The 20,915-nt window shown below is 33.5% G+C and carries 24 protein-coding genes; 18 read left to right on the forward strand and 6 right to left on the reverse strand.

What is annotated here, in order from left to right:
* Positions 1–53: 53 nt before the first annotated feature.
* A complete protein-coding gene (locus Q5Y73_RS05955) occupies positions 54–1,187 on the forward strand; it encodes a DUF3866 family protein (RefSeq protein WP_305990947.1) in 1,134 nt (377 codons plus the stop codon).
* On the opposite strand, the gene mciZ is transcribed toward Q5Y73_RS05955, so the two are convergent.
* Positions 1,090–1,317, reverse strand: coding sequence for a Z-ring formation inhibitor MciZ (gene mciZ / locus Q5Y73_RS24795; RefSeq protein WP_371320165.1), 228 nt, complete (start codon positions 1,315–1,317; stop codon positions 1,090–1,092). The two genes, Q5Y73_RS05955 and mciZ, sit on opposite strands and share 98 nt — an antisense overlap.
* A 170-nt stretch (positions 1,318–1,487) precedes the next feature.
* Here mciZ and Q5Y73_RS05960 point away from each other — a divergent pair, with 170 nt between their 5' ends.
* The 7 genes from Q5Y73_RS05960 to Q5Y73_RS05990 all read left to right on the forward strand — a co-directional run bounded on the left by Q5Y73_RS05960 (position 1,488) and on the right by Q5Y73_RS05990 (position 8,012).
* Positions 1,488–2,060: an NUDIX hydrolase gene (locus tag Q5Y73_RS05960; RefSeq protein ID WP_305990948.1), complete on the forward strand. Its 573-nt coding sequence runs from the start codon at positions 1,488–1,490 to the stop codon at positions 2,058–2,060.
* Positions 2,061–3,224: an endonuclease Q family protein gene (locus tag Q5Y73_RS05965; RefSeq protein WP_305990949.1), complete on the forward strand. Its 1,164-nt coding sequence runs from the start codon at positions 2,061–2,063 to the stop codon at positions 3,222–3,224. It abuts the gene before it with no gap.
* Positions 3,225–3,334: 110 nt separating this feature from the next.
* Positions 3,335–3,958 carry a stage II sporulation protein M gene (spoIIM, locus tag Q5Y73_RS05970; RefSeq protein WP_305990950.1) on the forward strand — a complete coding sequence of 208 codons (624 nt, stop codon included), beginning with the start codon at positions 3,335–3,337 and terminating at the stop codon, positions 3,956–3,958.
* A 112-nt stretch (positions 3,959–4,070) separates the two neighbouring features.
* On the forward strand, positions 4,071–4,514 hold the full coding sequence (fur, locus tag Q5Y73_RS05975) for a ferric iron uptake transcriptional regulator (RefSeq protein ID WP_305990951.1): 444 nt from the start codon (positions 4,071–4,073) through the stop codon (positions 4,512–4,514).
* Positions 4,515–4,825: 311 nt separating this feature from the next.
* Entirely contained in the window at positions 4,826–5,941 is a 1,116-nt protein-coding gene (gene ald, locus Q5Y73_RS05980) for an alanine dehydrogenase (RefSeq protein ID WP_305990952.1), read from the forward strand.
* Between the two features lie 182 nt (positions 5,942–6,123).
* Positions 6,124–6,891: a methyl-accepting chemotaxis protein gene (locus Q5Y73_RS05985; RefSeq protein WP_305990953.1), complete on the forward strand. Its 768-nt coding sequence runs from the start codon at positions 6,124–6,126 to the stop codon at positions 6,889–6,891.
* Between the two features lie 74 nt (positions 6,892–6,965).
* Positions 6,966–8,012, forward strand: a complete 1,047-nt coding sequence (locus Q5Y73_RS05990; RefSeq protein ID WP_305990954.1) for a sodium/glutamate symporter — start codon at positions 6,966–6,968, stop codon at positions 8,010–8,012.
* Here the strand turns inward: Q5Y73_RS05990 and brfA are convergent.
* From brfA to Q5Y73_RS06005, 3 genes are all read right to left on the reverse strand, one after another.
* Positions 7,942–8,262 carry a ribosome rescue factor BrfA gene (gene brfA, locus Q5Y73_RS05995; protein ID WP_305991643.1) on the reverse strand — a complete coding sequence of 107 codons (321 nt, stop codon included), beginning with the start codon at positions 8,260–8,262 and terminating at the stop codon, positions 7,942–7,944. The genes Q5Y73_RS05990 and brfA overlap by 71 nt on opposite strands.
* 43 nt (positions 8,263–8,305) lie before the next feature.
* Positions 8,306–8,662: a coiled-coil domain-containing protein gene (locus Q5Y73_RS06000; RefSeq protein ID WP_305990955.1), complete on the reverse strand. Its 357-nt coding sequence runs from the start codon at positions 8,660–8,662 to the stop codon at positions 8,306–8,308.
* Positions 8,663–8,823: 161 nt separating this feature from the next.
* Positions 8,824–9,759 carry a Gfo/Idh/MocA family protein gene (locus tag Q5Y73_RS06005; protein ID WP_305990956.1) on the reverse strand — a complete coding sequence of 312 codons (936 nt, stop codon included), beginning with the start codon at positions 9,757–9,759 and terminating at the stop codon, positions 8,824–8,826.
* Between the two features lie 107 nt (positions 9,760–9,866).
* On the opposite strand from Q5Y73_RS06005, the gene Q5Y73_RS06010 reads away from it, so the two are divergent.
* From Q5Y73_RS06010 to Q5Y73_RS06025, 4 genes are all read left to right on the forward strand, one after another.
* Entirely contained in the window at positions 9,867–10,820 is a 954-nt protein-coding gene (locus tag Q5Y73_RS06010; protein ID WP_305990957.1) for a helix-turn-helix transcriptional regulator, read from the forward strand.
* Positions 10,821–10,878: 58 nt separating this feature from the next.
* Positions 10,879–11,340: an NUDIX domain-containing protein gene (locus Q5Y73_RS06015; RefSeq protein ID WP_305991618.1), complete on the forward strand. Its 462-nt coding sequence runs from the start codon at positions 10,879–10,881 to the stop codon at positions 11,338–11,340.
* Positions 11,341–11,685: 345 nt separating this feature from the next.
* Positions 11,686–12,690, forward strand: a complete 1,005-nt coding sequence (locus Q5Y73_RS06020) for a LacI family DNA-binding transcriptional regulator (protein WP_305990958.1) — start codon at positions 11,686–11,688, stop codon at positions 12,688–12,690.
* A 128-nt stretch (positions 12,691–12,818) separates the two neighbouring features.
* Positions 12,819–14,015 (forward strand): enolase C-terminal domain-like protein, encoded by a 1,197-nt coding sequence (locus tag Q5Y73_RS06025; protein ID WP_305990959.1) that lies wholly within the window; start codon positions 12,819–12,821, stop codon positions 14,013–14,015.
* Positions 14,016–14,125: 110 nt separating this feature from the next.
* Here Q5Y73_RS06025 and Q5Y73_RS06030 read toward each other — a convergent pair whose 3' ends face one another.
* Positions 14,126–14,617 carry a hypothetical protein gene (locus Q5Y73_RS06030; protein WP_305990960.1) on the reverse strand — a complete coding sequence of 164 codons (492 nt, stop codon included), beginning with the start codon at positions 14,615–14,617 and terminating at the stop codon, positions 14,126–14,128.
* A gap of 215 nt (positions 14,618–14,832) precedes the next feature.
* A complete protein-coding gene (locus Q5Y73_RS06035) occupies positions 14,833–16,230 on the reverse strand; it encodes a hypothetical protein (RefSeq protein ID WP_305990961.1) in 1,398 nt (465 codons plus the stop codon).
* A 213-nt stretch (positions 16,231–16,443) separates the two neighbouring features.
* On the opposite strand from Q5Y73_RS06035, the gene Q5Y73_RS06040 reads away from it, so the two are divergent.
* The 6 genes from Q5Y73_RS06040 to Q5Y73_RS06065 all read left to right on the forward strand — a co-directional run bounded on the left by Q5Y73_RS06040 (position 16,444) and on the right by Q5Y73_RS06065 (position 20,885).
* Positions 16,444–17,028 carry a sigma-70 family RNA polymerase sigma factor gene (locus tag Q5Y73_RS06040; RefSeq protein WP_305990962.1) on the forward strand — a complete coding sequence of 195 codons (585 nt, stop codon included), beginning with the start codon at positions 16,444–16,446 and terminating at the stop codon, positions 17,026–17,028.
* Between the two features lie 173 nt (positions 17,029–17,201).
* Entirely contained in the window at positions 17,202–17,897 is a 696-nt protein-coding gene (locus tag Q5Y73_RS06045; protein WP_305990963.1) for a hypothetical protein, read from the forward strand.
* Between the two features lie 15 nt (positions 17,898–17,912).
* The gene (locus Q5Y73_RS06050; protein WP_305990964.1) at positions 17,913–19,424 is read left to right on the forward strand and encodes a hypothetical protein; all 1,512 of its coding nucleotides are present in this window, start codon (positions 17,913–17,915) and stop codon (positions 19,422–19,424) included.
* A 48-nt stretch (positions 19,425–19,472) separates the two neighbouring features.
* On the forward strand, positions 19,473–19,709 hold the full coding sequence (locus Q5Y73_RS06055) for a hypothetical protein (protein WP_305990965.1): 237 nt from the start codon (positions 19,473–19,475) through the stop codon (positions 19,707–19,709).
* A gap of 111 nt (positions 19,710–19,820) precedes the next feature.
* Entirely contained in the window at positions 19,821–20,504 is a 684-nt protein-coding gene (locus Q5Y73_RS06060; RefSeq protein WP_305990966.1) for a hypothetical protein, read from the forward strand.
* A 135-nt stretch (positions 20,505–20,639) separates the two neighbouring features.
* The gene (locus tag Q5Y73_RS06065) at positions 20,640–20,885 is read left to right on the forward strand and encodes a hypothetical protein (RefSeq protein ID WP_305990967.1); all 246 of its coding nucleotides are present in this window, start codon (positions 20,640–20,642) and stop codon (positions 20,883–20,885) included.
* Positions 20,886–20,915 lie beyond the last annotated feature (30 nt).

Consider the following 20,915-nt stretch of genomic DNA (forward strand, 5'->3'; position numbering starts at 1 on the left):
TTTGCATAATATCAATTGAAAAAGTATGGAGGATAAGGAATGAGGGAAATAGGATGATCCATTGGAGAATTGGTACAGTCGCCAAAATAGATAAAGAAAGAGAGCAAGTCCAATTCATTCAAGTGCAAGATGAAGACGGTGCAACTATGAAAGCCGTTCATTATACAGATGTTCAGCCGTTAGTACGAGTGGGAAGTAAAGTTTTAATAAATACAACGGCAGTAGATTTGCAGCTTGGTTCTGGAGGATATCATTTTGTTTACATGATTATAGATGACACTTTAAATGAGAAAAAAGATGGTGGCAGTAAACCTAATCATATCGGACATATTATGAAACTTCGTTATACTCCTCAACAAAGATCCGTCCTTACTTGTGAAGAACCCAATAGTCCAACCCATACTTTATTCCTGGAAGATAAGAGTTTAGAAGAAACACCTGTTTTAATAGGTGAACTGCACAGCATGTTGCCCATTTTATGCTCTTGGCTTCATTATAAACAAAACCAAGGAAAAACCACTAAACATGTGAAGATATGTTATGTTATGAGTGAAGGGGGGGCTTTGCCAATATCATTTAGTGAGCATGTAGCTTGCTTAAAGGACACAGGATGGATAGATGGAACGGTGACATATGGGCACACTTATGGAGGGGATATTGAAGCGGTTAATAAGTTTACTGCATTGATTGCTGCCAAACATATTTTAAAAGCAGATATTATTATTGTTTTAATGGGGCCTGGTATTGTAGGAACTGGCACAAAATTAGGGCATACAGGAATTGAGATTGGTGAAATAGCAAACGCAGTATCAATACTTCAAGGTATTCCGATTATCGTCCCAAGGATTAGTTTCATGGATCATCGAGAAAGACATAGAGGAATTAGCCATCACCTGCTTACAACTTTATCTACAATTGCATTAAAACAATCGCAACTTTACTTGCCTTATAACCTTCCACAGGAATATACAAATCATATAGAAAAGCAAATAACTGAATTTGGTGTTCAGAAGCTTCATGTTATTACTTGGTACAATCATTTAAAATTTGATGATATAGAAAAAAGTTTGAATCTGTACCCATTTCCAATTAAGACAATGGGAAGGGGATTATATGATGATCCAGCTTTTTTCTTAGCGGTCTGTTGTGCTGCTCAAGCTGCCTTGGAAGTTCTGATGCAGGACTGACTGAATGTATGTATTCTTTTAAAGTCATATGTTTTGATGTTGTATTTTTTAATAGGGACTTCATGTGAGTGCGGATTTCCCACGCCTTTCCTGACATGCAGATTTGATTGTGCATTGTATAAGATTTCATTGTTCAACCTACCTTTCAAATGATAAGATAATGAATATTATGGTCAACTTACGGTTTACAAATACTGGTCACTTTCATAAAAGTAAGAAACTCTTAGGTTTTGGGGTGATTTTTAAATAATATATGTAGGTATTGGACAAGTTATGAATACAATTTGGGAGGAAATTGAAGTGAAAGAACAAAATTCTAAAGAAATCAATAACAAGTTTGAAGAAGTTACGGTAAAAACCGATCATATCTTTCAAGGAAAAATCATTTCATTGCAGGTAGATGAAGTAAAACTTCCGAATGGAAAGATGTCTACTCGAGAAATTGTTAAACATCCTGGAGCAGTCGCTGTATTAGCAATACATGAAGATAAAATGATTGTTGTGGAACAATATCGAAAACCTTTAGAGAAAAACCAGATTGAAATCCCAGCAGGAAAGCTGGATCCTGGAGAAGATCCACAGACAGCAGCGTTAAGAGAGCTGAAGGAAGAAACTGGTTTTGATTGCGGATCCATTAAACTTATCAATTCTTTCTATACATCTCCTGGTTTTGCAGATGAAAAAATAGTTCTTTTTCTAGCAGAAGATTTAACACAAGGAGAAATGCAGCTGGATGAAGATGAGTTTTTGTCCTGTGAAAGCATTACATTAGAACAAGCACTACAATATATAAAGGAAGAAAAAATCAGTGATGCTAAAACCATCACCGCGGTTTACGCTTGGCAAATCTATAAATTGACAGGGAAAATCTAAATGCAATCTTACTATGCAGACTTACATATTCATATAGGGCGAACCAATAAAGGACAAGCAGTGAAAATTACTGCTAGTAAAGAATTAACGTTTTATAACATTATGGAAGAAGCAACATCTAGAAAAGGAATGGACATCGTTGGTATTATTGACTGTCAATCTCCAGCTGTACAAGAAGATATAGAACATTATTTGAATCAAGGGATCATGAATGAGGTCGACGGTGGCGGCATTCGATTTGGAAATACAACGATGATTCTTGGAAGTGAAATCGAGATTAATGATGAAGGTTTTGGCCCAGCGCATGTATTAGTGTATTTGCCAGAGTTGAAATCTATGAAGGATTTTACAACGTGGATGAGTAAACATATGAAGAATGTTAATCTGAGTACACAACGTCTCTATGTACCTGCTAGAATACTGCAGGAGGAAGTAATCCAAAGAGGGGGATTATTTATTCCAGCTCATATTTTTACTCCTCACAAAAGTATTTATGGCAGTTCAAAACGCTTATCATATTATTTGTACAAAGAGCATATTTCAGCGGTTGAGCTTGGTTTAAGTGCGGACACAGAAATGGCTGGATATTTATCTGAATTAAGTGAATACACCTTTTTAACCAATTCTGATGCACATTCGTTAAGTAAAATTGCTAGAGAGTATAACAAGTTATGGTTGAAGGAACCCAATTTCATAGAACTAAAGAAAGCTTTGCTTCGTATAGATGGACGTAAGGTGATTGCGAATTATGGATTAAATCCTAAATTGGGTAAATATAACCGTACATACTGTTCAAATTGTGAATCTATTATAGATGAAAATACTTCTGTAGTTGGGCGCTGCACTTATTGTGGAAGTGAAAAAATCGTTCGTGGAGTCTTTGATCGAATTAAACAGTTAGCTGATCAGGAAAAATCGCATATAGAGAATAAACCACCGTATTATTACCAGATTCCTTTAGAATTTATACCTGGACTAGGTCCTCGAAAGTTAAATCAGCTTCTTACTAGATTTGGAACTGAAATGAATGTACTTCATCATACGACCAAAGAGCAAATATGTGAAGTGGTTGGAGATCAATTAGCAGAACAGATCATGTTGTCTAGAGAAGGCAGAAGCATAATCCAAACTGGTGGGGGTGGAAAATACGGTAAAATTAAATAAATGATCATCTTTAAAAGATTTTCTTTTTCCTCTATTAGATTGTCATAGTATACATTTAGATTCATAGAATGTATTAATAGGACTAATAGGATAATAGGAGGAAGAATCGGATGAATATGCAGCAATATTTGAAAGACCACCTCTCTCTTTATATTTTTGTTTCAGTATTATTTATTATGGGCATTATTTTTGGAGCATTGATGGTCAACGCACTTTCATTAGAACAAAAGCAAGATATGTCAAATTATCTTGACAGTTTTTTCAAAACGATGGATGAGGAGACAGACTTGAGCAGCAGACAACTCTTGCAGGAAACCTTTGGTTTGCATTTAAAGTGGATGCTATTAATATGGGTGTTAGGTTTGTCTGTTATAGGTCTTCCCTTCATACTCATTTTAGATTTTCTAAAAGGAGTGCTTATCGGTTTTACTACGGGTTATATTGTTGGTGAACTTTCATGGGACGGTATTTTATTTACGCTCGTATCCATTGCTCCTCAAAATTTAATTATTATACCAGTGATCATTATTGCAAGTGTTTCAGGAGTATCTTTTTCTATATATTTAATCAAAAATCGATTATTACAAAAAAGAGGGAATATATCAAAACCTTTTATGACATTTTCTTTTTTAATTTTATCGTTAATTGGTGTTCTTTTTGTAATTTCTATGTATGAAACATATTTAACTCCTGTTATTATGAAATGGATTACGCCAATGTTATTGTCTGTTTGACTTTATTCATGACCTCCCTCTATAATGATACTAGGAATGATAGGATGAACTAATTTTATATTTTCATTTGATTGTTCAGTGCAGATGATTGGATATTTTAGGGGGAAGGAATATGGAGGCGCGGATCGAAAAAATTAAACAGGAATTACAATCTCAAGGGTATAAATTAACGCCGCAGCGGGAAGCAACTGTTCGCGTTTTATTGGAAAATGAAGAGGATCATTTAAGCGCTGAGGATGTATTTATGCTTGTAAAGGATAAGGCCCCTGAAATAGGTCTAGCTACTGTATATCGTACATTGGAGCTTCTCAATGAATTACATGTCGTAGAGAAAATGAATTTCGGTGATGGCGTTGCTAGATATGATTTGCGTAACAATGATAAAAATCATCATCATCATCATCTCATTTGTGTTCAATGTGGGGCAGTGGATGAAATTATGGAGGATTGGTTAGGTCCTTTAGAAGAAAGGCTTGCAAAAGAATTTAATTTTAAGGTGATTGATCATCGCTTAGATTTTCAAGGAATATGTCATCGCTGTAATGAAAAAAAATAACAATATTATAATACCTACATAAAAGACCGGCTCTCCATTACTTTACAAATTATTTGTGATGGGGGTATTTTTTTGTTTATTTGGAAATCATATGTTTGAAAGTATAAACTTCTATTGGATTAAGACAAGGACTTCTAGTTATGAACTAGTTTGGTCTGCATCAAAGCAGGACGTTTTGATGTAGACGTTTGCTAGCTCACGGAAGTCTTGGTATCGGAATGTCAGGTGTAGTGCCTACAAACTACTTTTGTGGGTGTTTTATTGTGTTCAAGTAGAACTATTACATCATTTTTTAAGGAGAGTGTATCGTTGTGATTATTGGAGTACCAAAAGAAGTAAAGGTGAATGAAAATCGCGTTTCCTTAACACCTGCAGGAGCGGGTATGCTTACAGGAGCAGGGCATCAAGTCATACTGGAAAAAGGTGCAGGGGAAAACAGTGGATTTTTAGATGAAGATTTTATTCAAGAGGGTGTGAATATACTTCCTACTGCTCGTGATGTTTGGACTAAAGCAGATATGATTTTGAAAGTAAAGGAACCGCTTCCATCAGAATATGAACTTTTTCAAGAAAATCAAATCGTATTTACATATTTGCATTTAGCAGCCGCAAGAGATTTAACCAAACATTTATTACAAAAAAATGTGACCTCAATTGCTTATGAAACGATTCAATTGCCAACAGGTGAATTACCTTTACTTACTCCGATGAGTGAAGTGGCTGGAAGAATGTCAGTTCAAGTAGGAGCACAGTTTTTAGAAAACTACTATGGTGGGAGAGGTGTGCTTTTAGGTGGAGTACCAGGTGTACCTCCAGGGGACGTATGTATTATTGGTGGCGGTGTCGTTGGGACTAATGCAGCAAAAATCGCTTTAGGAATGGGTGCAAGTGTCGTAATAGTGGAAAGAAGCGCTCAACGCATGAGACAACTAGATGATCTATTTAATGGACGAGTTCGTACGTTAATGTCTAACCCACACAACATTTTAAGTGCCGTGCAAAAAGCGGATCTAGTTATCGGGGCTGTATTAATCCCAGGAGCAAGAGCACCTAAATTGGTTACAGAAGATATGGTAAAACAAATGAAAAATGGTGCTGTTGTCGTAGATGTAGCTGTGGATCAGGGTGGATCTATCGAAACGATTGATCGAGTTACTTCACACAGTGAACCAACCTATGAAAAATTTGGGGTTATACATTATGCAGTTGCAAATATGCCTGGTGCTGTTCCAAGAACTTCAACATTAGCATTAACAAATGTTACTATGCCGTATGTAATGGAGCTTGTAAATAAAGGTTTTGATCAAGCCATTGCTGAAAATCAACCCCTAAAATTGGGTGTGAATACTTACAAAGGAAGATTGACTTATAAAGCAGTTGCTGATGCAGTAGGGCATGCATATACTCCACTAGATGAGGTTCTTTAATTAAACTTTTCATTCATATATTTTCTTACCCCACTTCACACATAGAGGTGGGTTTTTTATAGTTGCTTATATAATTACAAAAAATATCTATTAGTAAGTTAGTGAAAACTATAGATTTTATGTCGAAAAATGTATAACATGGAAGTATGGAATTTTCAATAAGTGGAAAAGGAGATAAATGTATGAATGAAGAGATAAAAAAGAATTTAAATGATATTGAAATTGCTCAAAACATAATGAAGGAACAAAGAGGTCTAGTGCAAGATTTGGTAGATCATTCTAATAACGTTTCAGTACATGCTTCAGATATCGTAGAAAAAGTAGGCAACATCAAACTATTATCCTCACATGCAGTAGAGTTGTCTCGTGAAGGAGAGAAACAAATTGAGCAAACGGTTTCCCAAATGGAACAAATTAATCTACGTACTGAAGAAATAGCAACAAAAATGAATACATTAACGGAGCTTTCCACTGATATTTTGCAGGTGGTTGATGTGTTACAACAAATTGCCTCGCAAACCAAGCTATTATCTTTAAATGCTGCGATTGAAGCCGCTCGCGCAGGAGATCATGGCAGAGGTTTTGGTGTAGTAGCTTCTGAAGTTAGAAAACTAGCTGAAAGCAGTGAAAAATCTTCTAAAGAAGTTGAAACTATCATTAGTCAAATTACAAAAGAAATTAAGGGATTAGTACAAGAAACAAGTAATAGCGAGAAGGATACGGAAAAAGGTAAAATGGATGTGGAAAACGCTAAGCAAAAATTCCTTATGATCCAATCTGCTGTTGATAATTTAAGGAATGATAATGAAGAAGTATTCGCGAAATCTACATCGATGAACGAAATTAGTGCAACGATCAATGAATTAAGTAAACCTATTGCAGGAAATCGCAAACTTATATCACAAGGTGTAGAAGCTGCGGTGAACATTACTGAGATTTGCAAAGTTTAACACTTTTATCATCCGTGTACATGTACATTTTACATATTTTTATCATTCTCTTTTTAGTAGTTATAGGTTTATACTTGGAAAAACGTTGGAAACTATCAGCAAATTATATTTCTCCTGCATTAGCAGGAGGCATCATTGGAATGTTAGTCAACGGATTTATTTATTATTTTTATTCCTATTCTTTCATTCCAAGTCAATTGGTAGTTCGTTTTTTTGTCACAGCATTTTTATTTTCAATTGGTCTTAAAATGGGTTTAACATATCAAAGGAAGCAGTGGATTCATTTATTTTATTTGTTTAGTATTACAACGTTTCTCTTATTTACTATAGAACTTATGGCGTGGATTTTCTTTAAAAACAACCTTTTGTTGTTACAGGTTTTTAATTCACAGACCTTCTCCTGGAATGATGAATGGACGAGCAGGTTAAAAATGTGGTTTTCAGAACATTTAGGATTTCAGTTTCATTTTTCCTTAATCCTCGTGTTTTTGCTAACACCTGTTGTAATTCGATGGATGAGCAAATTACATATCGATAAAGAAATGAGTCTTCATAAAATTTCCAGTGTTCGATCTTGGCCATTCAGTGCTGTGTTGACATTATTTTTTGTAACTATGCTTGCTTTACTTTTGAAGCATTTCTTTTTTTATAATGCCATTTTCTTATTTGACTTGGTTATTTCCATGTGTGTTGGTTTTATCATTGGAAATGTGCTAAAAAGTAGAAAATCAAAAGAGGTTGATCAGTGGATTGTTAGTGTATTAAGTATTGGCACACTGTCACTTTATGGTTTTATTATTTCTATGTTATTTAAATCTTCCATGTACATATGGATGGACTGGTCCTGGACTATAGCGGGATTATTTACGATCAAATTTATAGTCATTACTTTTATTTGGATTTGGGTATCAAGAAAGTGGGTAAATAATCACCCGAAACTGGTTTTAATTAGTGCTTGCTGGGCTTTTACATTAAGTGCTCCTGTTACCTGTATGAACGCAATGCATAGTGTTGTTCGAAGACATGGTGCAGCTGATCAAGTTCTATTGCTTATACCACCTGTAATCCTTTGGTTGATAAATTATCCGCATTATTGGTTGTATTTGTGGTTGTACAAATAGTAGAAAACAATGGATTATAATCAGGAGATAATAAGGGGAGTAAATTCTGATGTAAAATCAAAAAAGAACCAACATTTTCTTTCTGAATGTGTTGGTTCTTGTGTTTATTGTGGTATAAGTAATCTTTTTTCGTTTTCGTTTTTCTTGTTCGCATGTCTATCATAGCAAATGCGCTTCTGTTTTTATTAGGATTTCTTTTTCCTTCTCTTTCTAACTTCTCACGAATCTTTTTAGCTTTTGATTTAGCCAAAATGATCACTCCTTTAATGTATTTAATTTTATATCAAAAATCGTTACAATCTTCGTTTAAAATCACGAATGTAAGATTCTGTTTCAACAGACTTTACTGACAGCATTTCTAGTATGCGGTCTTGACGTTCTTGTCCTTCCTTAATATCTTTTACATCACTTTTAACTTCTTCAACATCGCTTTTAACGTCCTCAATATCACTTTTAACTTCTTCAATATCGCTTTTAACACCCTCGACGTCCTTTTGAATTTCTTTTATTTCGTATTTAATTTCATGTAAATCTTTATCGAACTTATCTGTTCTGCTTTCTTGGGTTTTTAATCTAGCATTATTATCTCCTACCAATTTTATTAAGGTTCCAAGCATTTCTTCCATACGATTAAGCTGATTATCATTCAAGATCTCACTTCCTAACTGATTTGAATTTGATGGTTTTCTTAATTCTATATTATTATAACATAAAAAATAACAAAAATACAAACATTTGTTCGAATTTTGTTATTTTTTTCTGGAAATTAGGAATATTTATACTCTTTGTTTAGGTTGAAATGAATTTATTTTTACTTTTTCAATTTTTCATTTATTATCATAGCTAAATCTAATGATTTTATCGCATCATTTATACTAATTTTACTAGAGTTGATGTCTTTCCCACAACAATCTAAAACATGTTTAATCGATTTTTCATAACAGTTGCTTTGATCCATTTCTACTTTTTCTTTCTTTTCATTTGTATATTCAACTAAATTGATTTCATTCTGATTTTCATAACACCGTTCAACAAACTCTATTGTTCCTTTTTCAAATACAACCTCATATGAAACTGTAAAGGGATAACTGACAGGCATCATAGAGGAGGTTTGAATCTCAACTAATACATTTTTATATTGAAGCTGAACATCTACGTGAGATTGCCCATTTTTGCCTTGAATTCCGACCACAGAAATATTTTTTGGATGATCCAGCAGCCATGCAACAAAATCTAGTTCATGAATCATTAAATTAGTCACGATATGATTCAATCCTAAATCTCCCCACAAAGGAGGTGTTTTTCTTTTTAAATGAATGGCGTTTAACTTTCCGTAAGTATTGTTTTGCACAGCTTCATGGATTATTTCGTATGGACGTTCAAATTTAATAAATAGGTTTATAAATAGTTTTTTGCCATACATTTGTTCAGCTTCTTTCATTTCAAGTGCATCTTGGAGAGTTAAACTTACTGGAGTTTCACAAAAAACATGCTTCCCATTTTTTAATGCCTCAATGACATATTTTTTATGCAATTTACTTGGTAAACAAATATCAATTAAATCTATTTCTGGGTTTTCTATGATATTCTCTATTTGAGATGTAGTTTTTATATTCATTTCTTTTTCTATTTTACTTCGTTTTTTTTCATCTCTACCATATATAATAATAGAATCAATCTGTTTGGATTTTTGATAAATGCTTGCATGGTAAGCTCCAAATCCTGTCCCTAAAATACCAATTTTCATAAGTATACTCTCCTTCATAATTATTGTATGATTAGTATACTTGAGTATTGTTGCCATCTGTTTGTCAACAATACAAAATAAAATGTGCATTGGGGTTGTTTCTATCTATGAGAGTGCATAGACTGATTTCTATATTGTTACTTGTTGAATCTAATGGAACAATGAAAGCGAAGGAGCTTGCAGAAAAACTTGAAACTTCAGTACGTACAATTTACAGAGATATTGATATTCTTTGTGAGGCTGGTTTTCCATTGATTACATCAACAGGACCAAAAGGAGGTATACAATTCATAGATGGGTATTCAGTAGATATTGAAAAACTGCATTCTGATGATTTTATTCCCCTTTATCTTAGTGGTACGGGAATTTTGCCAGATAAACAAAGTCATATGGGATTGAAGCTAAGTAATACTTTATTAAAACTGGAAAAAAACCTCCCTTCTAAATTCCTTTTTGACCTAGAAAAAGCTAAGAAGCGATTTCACTTTGACGTATCCCCATGGTGGGGGGAGAAACAAACGCTGCGTTACATGGATCTGATGATTAACTCCGTATGGAAGCATAAAAAAATAAATATTTCTTATGAAAAAGCAAATGGAGATATCTCAAAAAGAAGGATTCAACCTTATGGAATTGTTGTAAAAAGAGTAAACTGGTATCTAATTGCGTATTGTGAAGAAAAAAAAGAGATAAGGACATTCCGGTGCGAGCGTGTAACTAAGGTTGAAGTAACTGAAGAGTATTATTCAGTGCCAGAACAATTTTCTCTAGAAGAACATTGGAAAAGTAGTGAAAAACAATTTAAAATAAATCGTACGGAAATAGAAGTCTACTTAGTACGAATAAAGCTGCAGAAACGTTGGATCCCTTTGCTGGAAAAGCTTGAAGTGGTTGAGTTTAAACAGAACAGTGAAGAGGTATCTGCGACAATAAATATGTTTAAATATGAATATGCATGTCAAGATATTATGGAGTTCATAGGGTGTGTTGAAGTACTCGAACCATTTGAGCTAAGAGAATATATAAAGAATGAAGTTTCAAATTTATTGTTGAAATACTAGAGATTTATTTAAAACTTGAAACATTGTGATAAATGCAAAATATTAATATTGGAGGTTTATTTTGGATTACATACGATGGATTAGAAGTAAAGTTGGGCATGATAAAATCTTTTTAAATTTTGCTGGTGGTTGTGTTGTAAACGAGAAAGGGGAGATTTTATTACAAAAAAGAGGAGATAAAAAAGCTTGGGGATTTCCTGGAGGAGCACTTGAACTAGGAGAATCTGCAGAAGAAGCGGCGATTAGAGAAATAGAAGAAGAAACTGGACTTAGCGTACAGGTTGATGAGTTAATCGGGATTTATACTAAATACAATGATGAATATCCGAATGGTGATAAAGCACAAACAATCTTGTTTTTTTTCAAATGTTCAATCAAAGGTGGAGAACTGGTTGTAGATCAAAAAGAAACATTGGAGTTGAAGTTTATTAGACCAGAACATGCACCCGCATTAGTGAATCAACAACATGAAGATGGCTTGAAGGATTACCTTTCAGGTCAAAAAAGTGTCATTAGGTAATAAGAAAAGCTTGAAATCGAAACCTGCATTAATTATAATAAATAGGTATTCAACAATGTAATCGATTACATATTTATTTCATTGTTTTACGTATTTTACGTAAATAGTGATCAGAATTAAGAAGTTCACTTTTTAAAAATATAAGAATTTATAAATGATCAAATTCAATATTTAAAGAAAATCAACCTGTAAAGTAAAAAGTAAACTCGGTGATTGGCAAATCTCTGACGAAGACAGAAATCAAGTTGTCAGCTCATGTATGATTATTGAGTGATAGTGTAAAAGAAGGTTTCGATGATATCTCCGAAGATCCACAGGTGATTTTCTAATTAGGAGTTAAGATGTATGACAAAAATGTCCGATGTCGCTAAACTTGCCAAAGTGTCTACTGCTACAGTTTCAAGAGTACTGCAAAAACCTGATACAGTAAAAGAAGAAACTAAGAAAAAGGTATTAGAGGCGATCAAAAAGCTTGACTATCAACCAAACATTTTAGCTAGAAATTTTAGACGATTGGAAACAAAAACAATACTTGTTGTTATGCCAAACATACTAAATAATGTGTTTTCAGAAATTGTAGTTGGTATTGATTATGAAGCAACAAAAAATGGTTATCAAGTGATCTTAGGTAATACGATGTTAGAGGAGCAAAGAGCGCACGGATTTATGAATCACCTGAAGCAAAAACAGGTGGATGGCATGATTTTATTAACAGCAAGAGTGGACATAGATGACTTAGTAAAAGTAGCGAATGAATACCCGCTTGTACTAGTATCAGATTATTTAGAGGAGTCTGATCTTGTCACAACTGTTGCGATTAACAACATGAAGGATAGTTATACGATTACTGAACATTTAATCAATTTAGGACATAAAAAAATAGCCCACATTTCAGGTCCATTAGATATGTCTATATGTAGAGATCGATTAAGTGGATATCAAGATGCTTTAATGGATCATGACATTCATATTCAATATGATTACTTAACCAAAGGGGATTATTCATTTCAATCAGGGTATGACAATACGCTAAATTTATTAGCTCTTCAGAACCCTCCCACTGCTATATTTGCAGCTAGTGACATAATGGCAATGGGAGCTATAAAAGCAGTCAAGTCAAAAGGACTTCAAGTGCCTCATGACATAGCAGTAGTTGGATTTGATGATGTTGAGTTTTCTAAAATCTTTGAACCTGCACTCACAACAATGGCTCAACCCTTTTTTGATATGGGAAAAACCGCTATGCAATTATTAAAGCAAAAAATCGTTGGAGAACAAGTACAAAATCAATTCATTGAATTAAAAAGTGAATTGAAAACTCGAGAATCATGTGGATTTAATTTAAAGTGAATTCTAGTTAGTTTTTCTCAATATGAAATCGATATCATTTGAATAATATTAAAGGTTAAGGGAACTTTGTAACGTATACACATAAAATAGCCATTTTTGAAACTAAAAAAAGCGAGGAATAATGCTAAATGATTACAATTAGAGATGTAAAAACAATTCTTACAGCACCTGAAGGAATTAATCTTGTCGTAGTAAAAATTGAAACATCTGAGCCAGGGTTATATGGTTTAGGATGTGCTACATTCACACAAAGATATTTAACAGTTCACAACGCAATAGAGGAATATTTAAAACCATTTTTAATTGGAAAAGATGTTCAACGCATTGAAGATATTTGGCAAACCTCAATGGTAAGTGGATATTGGAGAAACGGACCTGTTCTGAACAATGCGATTTCTGGTGTAGATATGGCATTATGGGACATTAAAGGAAAACTGGCCAATATGCCTTTATATCAACTATTGGGAGGGAAATGTCGAGAAGCAGCGCCTGTTTACATACATGCTGATGGAAGAACTAAGGAAGAAGTTGCAGAAAATGTTCAATCCTTTATGGGGGAAGGATATCGATATATTCGCTGTCAAATGGGCCTATACGGTGGTAAAGAACAAAAGATGGTTAAGCCTGAAAATGCACTTGAAGGAGCCTATTATGATCCTAAAGTATACATGAGAGATGTAATAAGTTTATTTGACCATTTACGTTCTGAGCTTGGTGCAGAAATTGAACTATTACATGATGTGCATGAGCGCTTAGCTCCTATTGATGCTGTTAGATTTGCAAAGCAACTAGAACCATACAACTTGTTTTTCTTAGAAGATGCTCTGCCGCCTGAACAGGTTGAATGGTTTAAGAGGATTAGACAGCATAGTACAACCCCTATCGCAATGGGAGAGTTATTTAATAACCCTAACGAATATATCCCATTGATCAAGGATCGTTTAATTGATTATATACGAATCCATGTGAGTCAAATTGGTGGAATTACACCTGCTAAAAAATTAATCTCATTATGTGAATCATTTGGAGTAAGAACGGCGTGGCATGGTCCTGGTGATCTTTCTCCTGTAGGTCATGCTGCAAATGTACATCTTGATATCAGCAGTATTAATTTTGGTATTCAAGAAATGAATAAATTTAACGATGCGATCCAAGAGGTATTCCCTGGTACTCCTGAAGTGAGAAATGGATATGTTTATCCGAACGAAAAACCTGGAATTGGTGTAGATATCAATGAAGAATTAGCGAAAAAGTACCCTTGTACAAATGAGTTGCCAACATGGACTTTAGCAAGATTGCCAGATGGAACTTCTGCACGTCCTTAAATGAAACAAACATTGTGCTATGAGTAGACTGAGGATAGGGAAATGGAAATGTTATATTTCTCTATCCTTTTTCACTTCTCTACAGTACAATTGAATGGCTGGTAATCCACTTAATTCATTTTATCGGTAGGAGGTGTAATTCCAGTGATAGCGCAACTGGATATAGCATACATTGGAGTGCCGTTTACTTCTTTAGCAATTACAATGCCTTCTCCTACATCACATATTATGACTTCTAAATCTCCATCATCTGCTTGAATACAAATAGCCACAGTCTCATTAATTAATGATTGGGCTACATTTGTAATAGGGTCTTCAGCACAAGCACATTCTCCTTTTATATTTTTTTGAATTTGTTTTAAGTTAAAAGAAACGGTTTCATCTATTTCTATATATGAGATATTTGCGGTCGGTAGGAAACTTTGCATCGTTTCACCACTTTGCAACCCAGTAACTATAAAGTTTTTTGCTTCTTGGATTTCAAAAAAATTAAAGCGTTGTTCTCTTGAGAAGATAGTAACCTCTATCCCAAGTTCTGCTAACTGTTGACAAATACATTGCATTGGACAAACGCAACAATCGCATAATGTTTTATCAAACATTTAACATTCTCCTTTCTTTTCAATGTTTAAGATAAATATTCTCATTCTTTTTAGACTATGATTGTTCTTTCTCCTTGGTGTGGACTTTTGTCCCTTCTATAATTAAAAATTATATAATTGGACGTAAAATAGATTATATTCCTAATGAATAATCCATGGTGCAGTGAAACACAGGCATATTTTAAGTTCTTCTCACAAAACGAGCCAGCACTTCCTTAAGGAAATGCTGGCTCGTTTTCCATTATTTTCAGATGATCTGTTTCATATTGATAATAGAAACTTAAATCTGAATCGTATGGGTTCCATATACTAAATTCAAAGAAAGAGTTATTTTCATTACGGAAAAAAACATGTTTTGTAATACCCAACATCTCAGGTAGGTTTTTATACTGGATCGTATTTTCGTGCAACCCTACAGCTTCAAGCTGCCCTTCATTCCAACGTATAATTGAGACATCCCATCGATACTCACTTATTATTTCCTTTTTCCCATCATGGTCTAAATCTATAAATTTGGGAGCGCCCCAGTTGTCAAAAAGAAGCCATTTTTCATTTAGTTCATCGTATACAACATATTCAAAACGCACACTATCGCCATAAGTCCCGATTAAATTTAAGCTATTATGTACACTATGATCTCTATTTTGCAGTATTTTTATATCAGGTTTATCCGTGTAGATACAGTGACAATATTTAAGAAAAAACATTTGATTCTCATATTCTATATAATAATAAAAATATGATTTGTTCTCCTGAGTAATTTCTTTGTATACATGTAATAAAATTGCCTTCCCTTCCAAATCACCAAAAGGGAATGAGTTTACTTTTTTCCAATTCTCTTCAGGTTCAACTTTTACTGCCTCACTGTATTTTAAAGGAGTAAAAGATAAATCGATTACATTAGGTGCTTCTACAGTAGGGATGGTATATATTGATGATAATCCCTTTCCTTGATTTATTGTCATTAGTATAATACTGTGCATTCGTTCGGAGGCTTTAATTTTAGAACTCAGTATACCTGGTGATTCATATGAGAATGGATTAATTCTGTATGTTTCTTCAATGTCATTCCCATTAAGTAGTTTAATTTGAATCGTAATTTCTTTTGTGAAATGAGACATCGCTTCTTCAACAAACTCTTCTAGAGTACTCTCTGAGTACTCTTCTATGAAATGTTTCTTTAGGTTTGAAAGAGATACACCATCGATCATAATTTCCTCTACGTTGTTTTCTAAATCATATAGTTTACTCATTCTAGTTGGTTTTTCAGCGGCTTCATAAACTTTTAACTGATTTTCTAATTTTGCTATTAGACGGAAAGTAGGTTGATATCCAACCATTTCATAGATCTCTGTATTTGTTGGTAAATAACTAGCATCACCATTTTTAAAAATGTAACTAGAGCATGTTGCAGGATCTAATTGATTTTCAATCTTTCCTATCTTATTACCTCTGATAACTTCGTCATGTAAAATAGTGTTTGTTGTATCAATATATTCGGCACCGTTTGTTTTTAATTTATCCTCCCACTGAAAATATACAGGATCAGAACATGGATTAGAAGTTTCATGACTAGTTGTCATGATGAGGAAGAATAGTATTAATTTAATCAAAGTACAGCCTCCAATAAGTAATGGATGATGATAATTATTATATAGTATTTTGGATCATTTCTACTAGACTAAATGAGAGGATGAAAAGAAATTTATTTGTGAACTTTGAAGAATATCTAAGATAAATAAGTAAACTAAAACTTACATAATTAATTATTATAATATAAATATAAAATAATTATAATATCATGAGTGTTATGGAGGAATGATTATTTGAACAATGAAATCAGAGCCAAAAAACTAGTCATAGAAATTCAGCAATCTAGCAACCAAAATACTAAACAACAAAATATACAGACTATTTTGGATATTTTAAAGCAATTTCGATTTTCTTTAGCAAAACGTTATAAAAATAAAGGGGTTGAATTGGAAGATATTATCCAACAAGTTGATTTGAAAATGATTGAAGCGATTTATGATTACAATGAACATAAAGATTCTTCTGTTATTAGACATTTGATTTGCAGAACACGCAATGGCATTTGGAATTTTTACAGGAAAGAAATGAACTATTTTGATGAAAATAGGAAGAAGGTTGACTTTGATGAACAGGAAGAAAATTATGCCATCATACAAGGTGAAGATAAATTATTAATTCAAAATATCGTTCTATCTAATGGATTAAAAAAACTTAATCTATTTCAAAGAGAGGTGATTAGAAAATACTTTTTCGAGGATAAAACACAATCGATGATCGCTAAGGAATTTAATATTACTCAAGGAAATGTAAGCAGAGCTAAGCAAAGAGCATTGAAGGAACTAAAAAAATATATGGAAGATGATGATATCCAGCTTTAAATAATTTATCTTTCATAGCATTATTCTAATTATTTCATGAAGTTTATAGGATGAGACTAATATATTTCATATTCTTTTTTTCCCCTTTTCACAGGAGGGTACATTAGAACTCTCTATGTTATCCTCCTGTACATAAGTAAACACAAAGTAGAATATATAAAGGAGGTGAGTAAATGGAAAATACAAATCTAATCGAACTATCTTTATATTATAAGTTGAAAGAGTTCCTTTCAGAAAAAATAGAGCTAGAAGAGGCAGTAAGTGAAGATCAAATCGTGTATTCTTTACAAAAAAATCTTATTGAAACAAATTCAGCTATTGAAGTTTTTGTGAATCAAGAACTTGTTGAAACTAGTGAATACACTGTCAATTATATGCAAGGAACAATCACTTTTCATTCCCCGTTAGTTTCTTCTGATCTAGTAACAGCTAATTACCAAGCAAGTAAAGTCCATTTTTACGATATTAACAAAGAATTCATAACAGATCAATTTAACTACCCTGCTATTTGTATTTATGAGAGTAAACGCAAATATGAACCCATTGAATTTGGTACAGCTCGAAAAAGTATAATTGCAAACTGGTTCATAGATGTGTGGTCTGATGATGTGAAGCAAAGAAATGATATTTCAGATCAAGTCATAACATTATTGCTAGAAGAAGATATAGATATAGTGGATTATAATGTATCCTTGCCGATTCATGCTGATGGAACAATAAATCCAATTTTTAATCCACAAAATAATATTTTAGGAAATTTATTAATGAATAGCATAAACTACGAGAAAAAAGGAAGTTTAGATAATGAAACAACAACAACGTATTTAACTCAAATAAATACAGAGTTTGTTGTAAATATAACAAATTAAAGGGAGAGATTATTTATGGCTAAAGCTAGTCGTGTTCATTATAGTGGTACTGCACCTTTTGTAGATGATGTGCAAGTTAACCGCGTACAAGCGTTGGGGAGTTCTTCTCGTTTAACTACGGAAGATATGAAAGAATTGGGATCTTTAAATATTGTAGAAATCGTAGATGATGTACCTCAAGTTGATGTATCTGTAGACCAGAATGAAAATGGTACGAATGACCTTATCGCATTGTTAGCAAATAAAGGTTATGGTTGCCAAGTTATTGCTGTACCAGAGGGAAATCAACTAGGTTCAAATAAAGTAAAAGTAAAAAGCGGTTCATATCTAGTAGGTGAACATCGTGTTTACTTAGAAGGAACGGAGTTAACCATTGATGGTCCAGGCGAGCAAGTTGTTTATCTAGTTAATGAAGTAGCTGGCAATAAAGTTGAAGTAGGATCAACGGCTCCAAATGGAAGTATTGAAATTGCTAGAATAAGTGGGGGAGCAGTAGATGCAGGGGTCATCACTCAAGCTGATATTACAGATGCTAGACCTAAATCTATGACACAAGTTACAGGTTTAGATTATGAATTATCTAATGTAGACCTTTCAGTTCCTGTTAAACAGTCCGGAGGCGGTGATGAAATTTCTCGTACCATGTATATGGAGAAAGCCTACTTAAACAACTTTGATATGTCTTTCCAGGTAAATGGTGTAGCTACAAATGCTTTTAAATTGGAAACAGACAACAAAAGATGGTTTTTAAACACTTCTGCTCATGTTGTTGTAGATGAGTATAAAGCAACAGAGGGGCAGACGGATTTTCCACTTACACAGGACCCTAGCCCTCTAAACAATGGCAATAAACTACTTTGCTTATATAAAAACGGAAAGAAACTTGCTGAAGGCACAGATTTTTCAGTATCTAGTCAAACTGTTACTATTACAGATGCTGCTGTAGCAGGTGATCTATTTAAAGCTCGTTATACAGCTGCAGAAGGTGGGCAACTATTCACTTCTAACAACCCAGACCAAGATCCGTCCGTAGATCTAGCTGGTGGTGTAAAAGAAGGCCAAGTAGAAATTTACTTATCAGATGATCAAAATAATAGAGTAACTAGAGTTCAATCAGCTCGTATTAGCTTACCTTTAAATCGTGAACAATTGGATGAATTAGGCACAATGTATCCATATGATCGTCCATTACAATTACCAATTAGTATAAATGTGTCTTTAGAATTAAAAGATTCAGACCTAGAATTGATGGCACGTTTTGCAGGTAAAAATGTAGAGACAGCTACAGAGATAGCTCTTGAAGATCTTGTGAAAAATATGGGAGTAGTTGTGAAAATTTATCGTGAAACTGATGTGAAACGTGATAAACTTCCTGCGGGTCATCCTGATAAGTTAGCGATTAAGACAATTTCTGTAGATAATTTAATTCCACAAAGTGAAAACTGGGATGTTCGTGTAGATTCTGATGCTTCTCAATCTTATGAATTTATGGCACACAACATTTTAGTTGAAGATAAATTAGTATAATATAATTAATTTATATAATTTATCTTTTAAGGAAGGGGTTACTGGAATATGCGTCTTTCTAATAAGGAGAAACTTGAACATTTAGTAGAAAGATCCATTACTAAAGTATTTAAAGATTCTCTAGTATATATAGAAATGTGTGGCATGGAAAAAGCACAGTTTGAACGTATAAGAAAGCATATTTTGAGGTCAGGCAATGATGAAATACGTAAAGTGAAGGTAGAATTGGATAAATATGAGGTGAAGTATCACCCTAGTTATGATGAACATATTTATTTCAAATAAATTATAATATATTAAAATTATAATAAATATCATATTTACAATGGAAGAGAGAGGTTGATTTATAGATCATCTCTCTTCCAAATACTTAATTTAAAAAGGAAGGGATACATGATGGGAGAAAATACAGAACAATATTCAGAAAAAGAGTTGAATGAGGGTATGACAGAGGTCAAAACGGGACGTAGAATCATTGATACGGATAAATATGGATTAGTACAAATTCGTTTTCCAAAAGTAGATGAAAATCGACTAGCGGATTGGGAATATTCTAAAGTATTTCAAGAAGCAGTGATGGATGGCATTCCAACCAATAAAGAGATGGAAAGATTGATCAATGAACGTAAATTATGGACAGAACAAGATGATCATGAAATCGAAGCTATTAAACAAGAGATTGAGAAACAATTTGTTGTGTTAAGTAAAATGAACAGTGAAAAACGATTAAAAGAAGTAGAAGCAAGCATTGGTGAATTAAGAAACAAAATCCATGCTAAACAACAGGAAAGACAACGATATTTCAACAACACTGCTGAATCAAAAGCAGACGAAGCTAAGATATCGTTTTTAATATATAAATGTACGGAGAAGGCAGAATCAGAAGAACCGGTGTGGGACAGTTATGATGAGTTCAAGAATGAAGAGGATCAAAAAACAGTAAATGTGATTGTACATCAATTTTTGACGTTTATTAATGGCTTGCCTGCCGACTTTCTTTCAAAACCCTCCGCAGAAAAAGGATCAAAAAAAGTAGGGAAGAATAATACGAAAAAATCTAAAACTACTAAAAAATCTTAATTTTTTTGTGGAGGGTGTTAACTAAGACAGATAGCAAGAGGTCAAGGTATTGTTGGTTCTGAATGGAGAGCAAGGTGGAAGGCATCCACCCAAACTGGAAGTCCGCTCTTTGAAGGAACTACAACGGATTGGAATATGAATCAAGTCGCTCTGGCATTTTGGAGTAATTTTTATGATAACATATTTGATCACCCTGAAAGACCGAGTAAGGATGTGGTTGATAATGATGAATTATTGGATCAGTGGGTTGAAGAGCAAGCGAAGAAGATGGAAGAGAGAACTAATAAAAATGCTCAAGGGGGAAAAACTTCATCAGCTTATGACCATGAAGAAGTCATTACTTTTGAGCAATTTGATGAAGGGATAAATGAGGAATCATAGATGAAGGGCAGGAACTAACCATTCCTGTCT

Origin of the sequence: Chengkuizengella axinellae (assembly GCF_030730905.1) — a bacterium.
Lineage (GTDB): Bacteria > Bacillota > Bacilli > Paenibacillales > KCTC-33759 > Chengkuizengella > Chengkuizengella axinellae.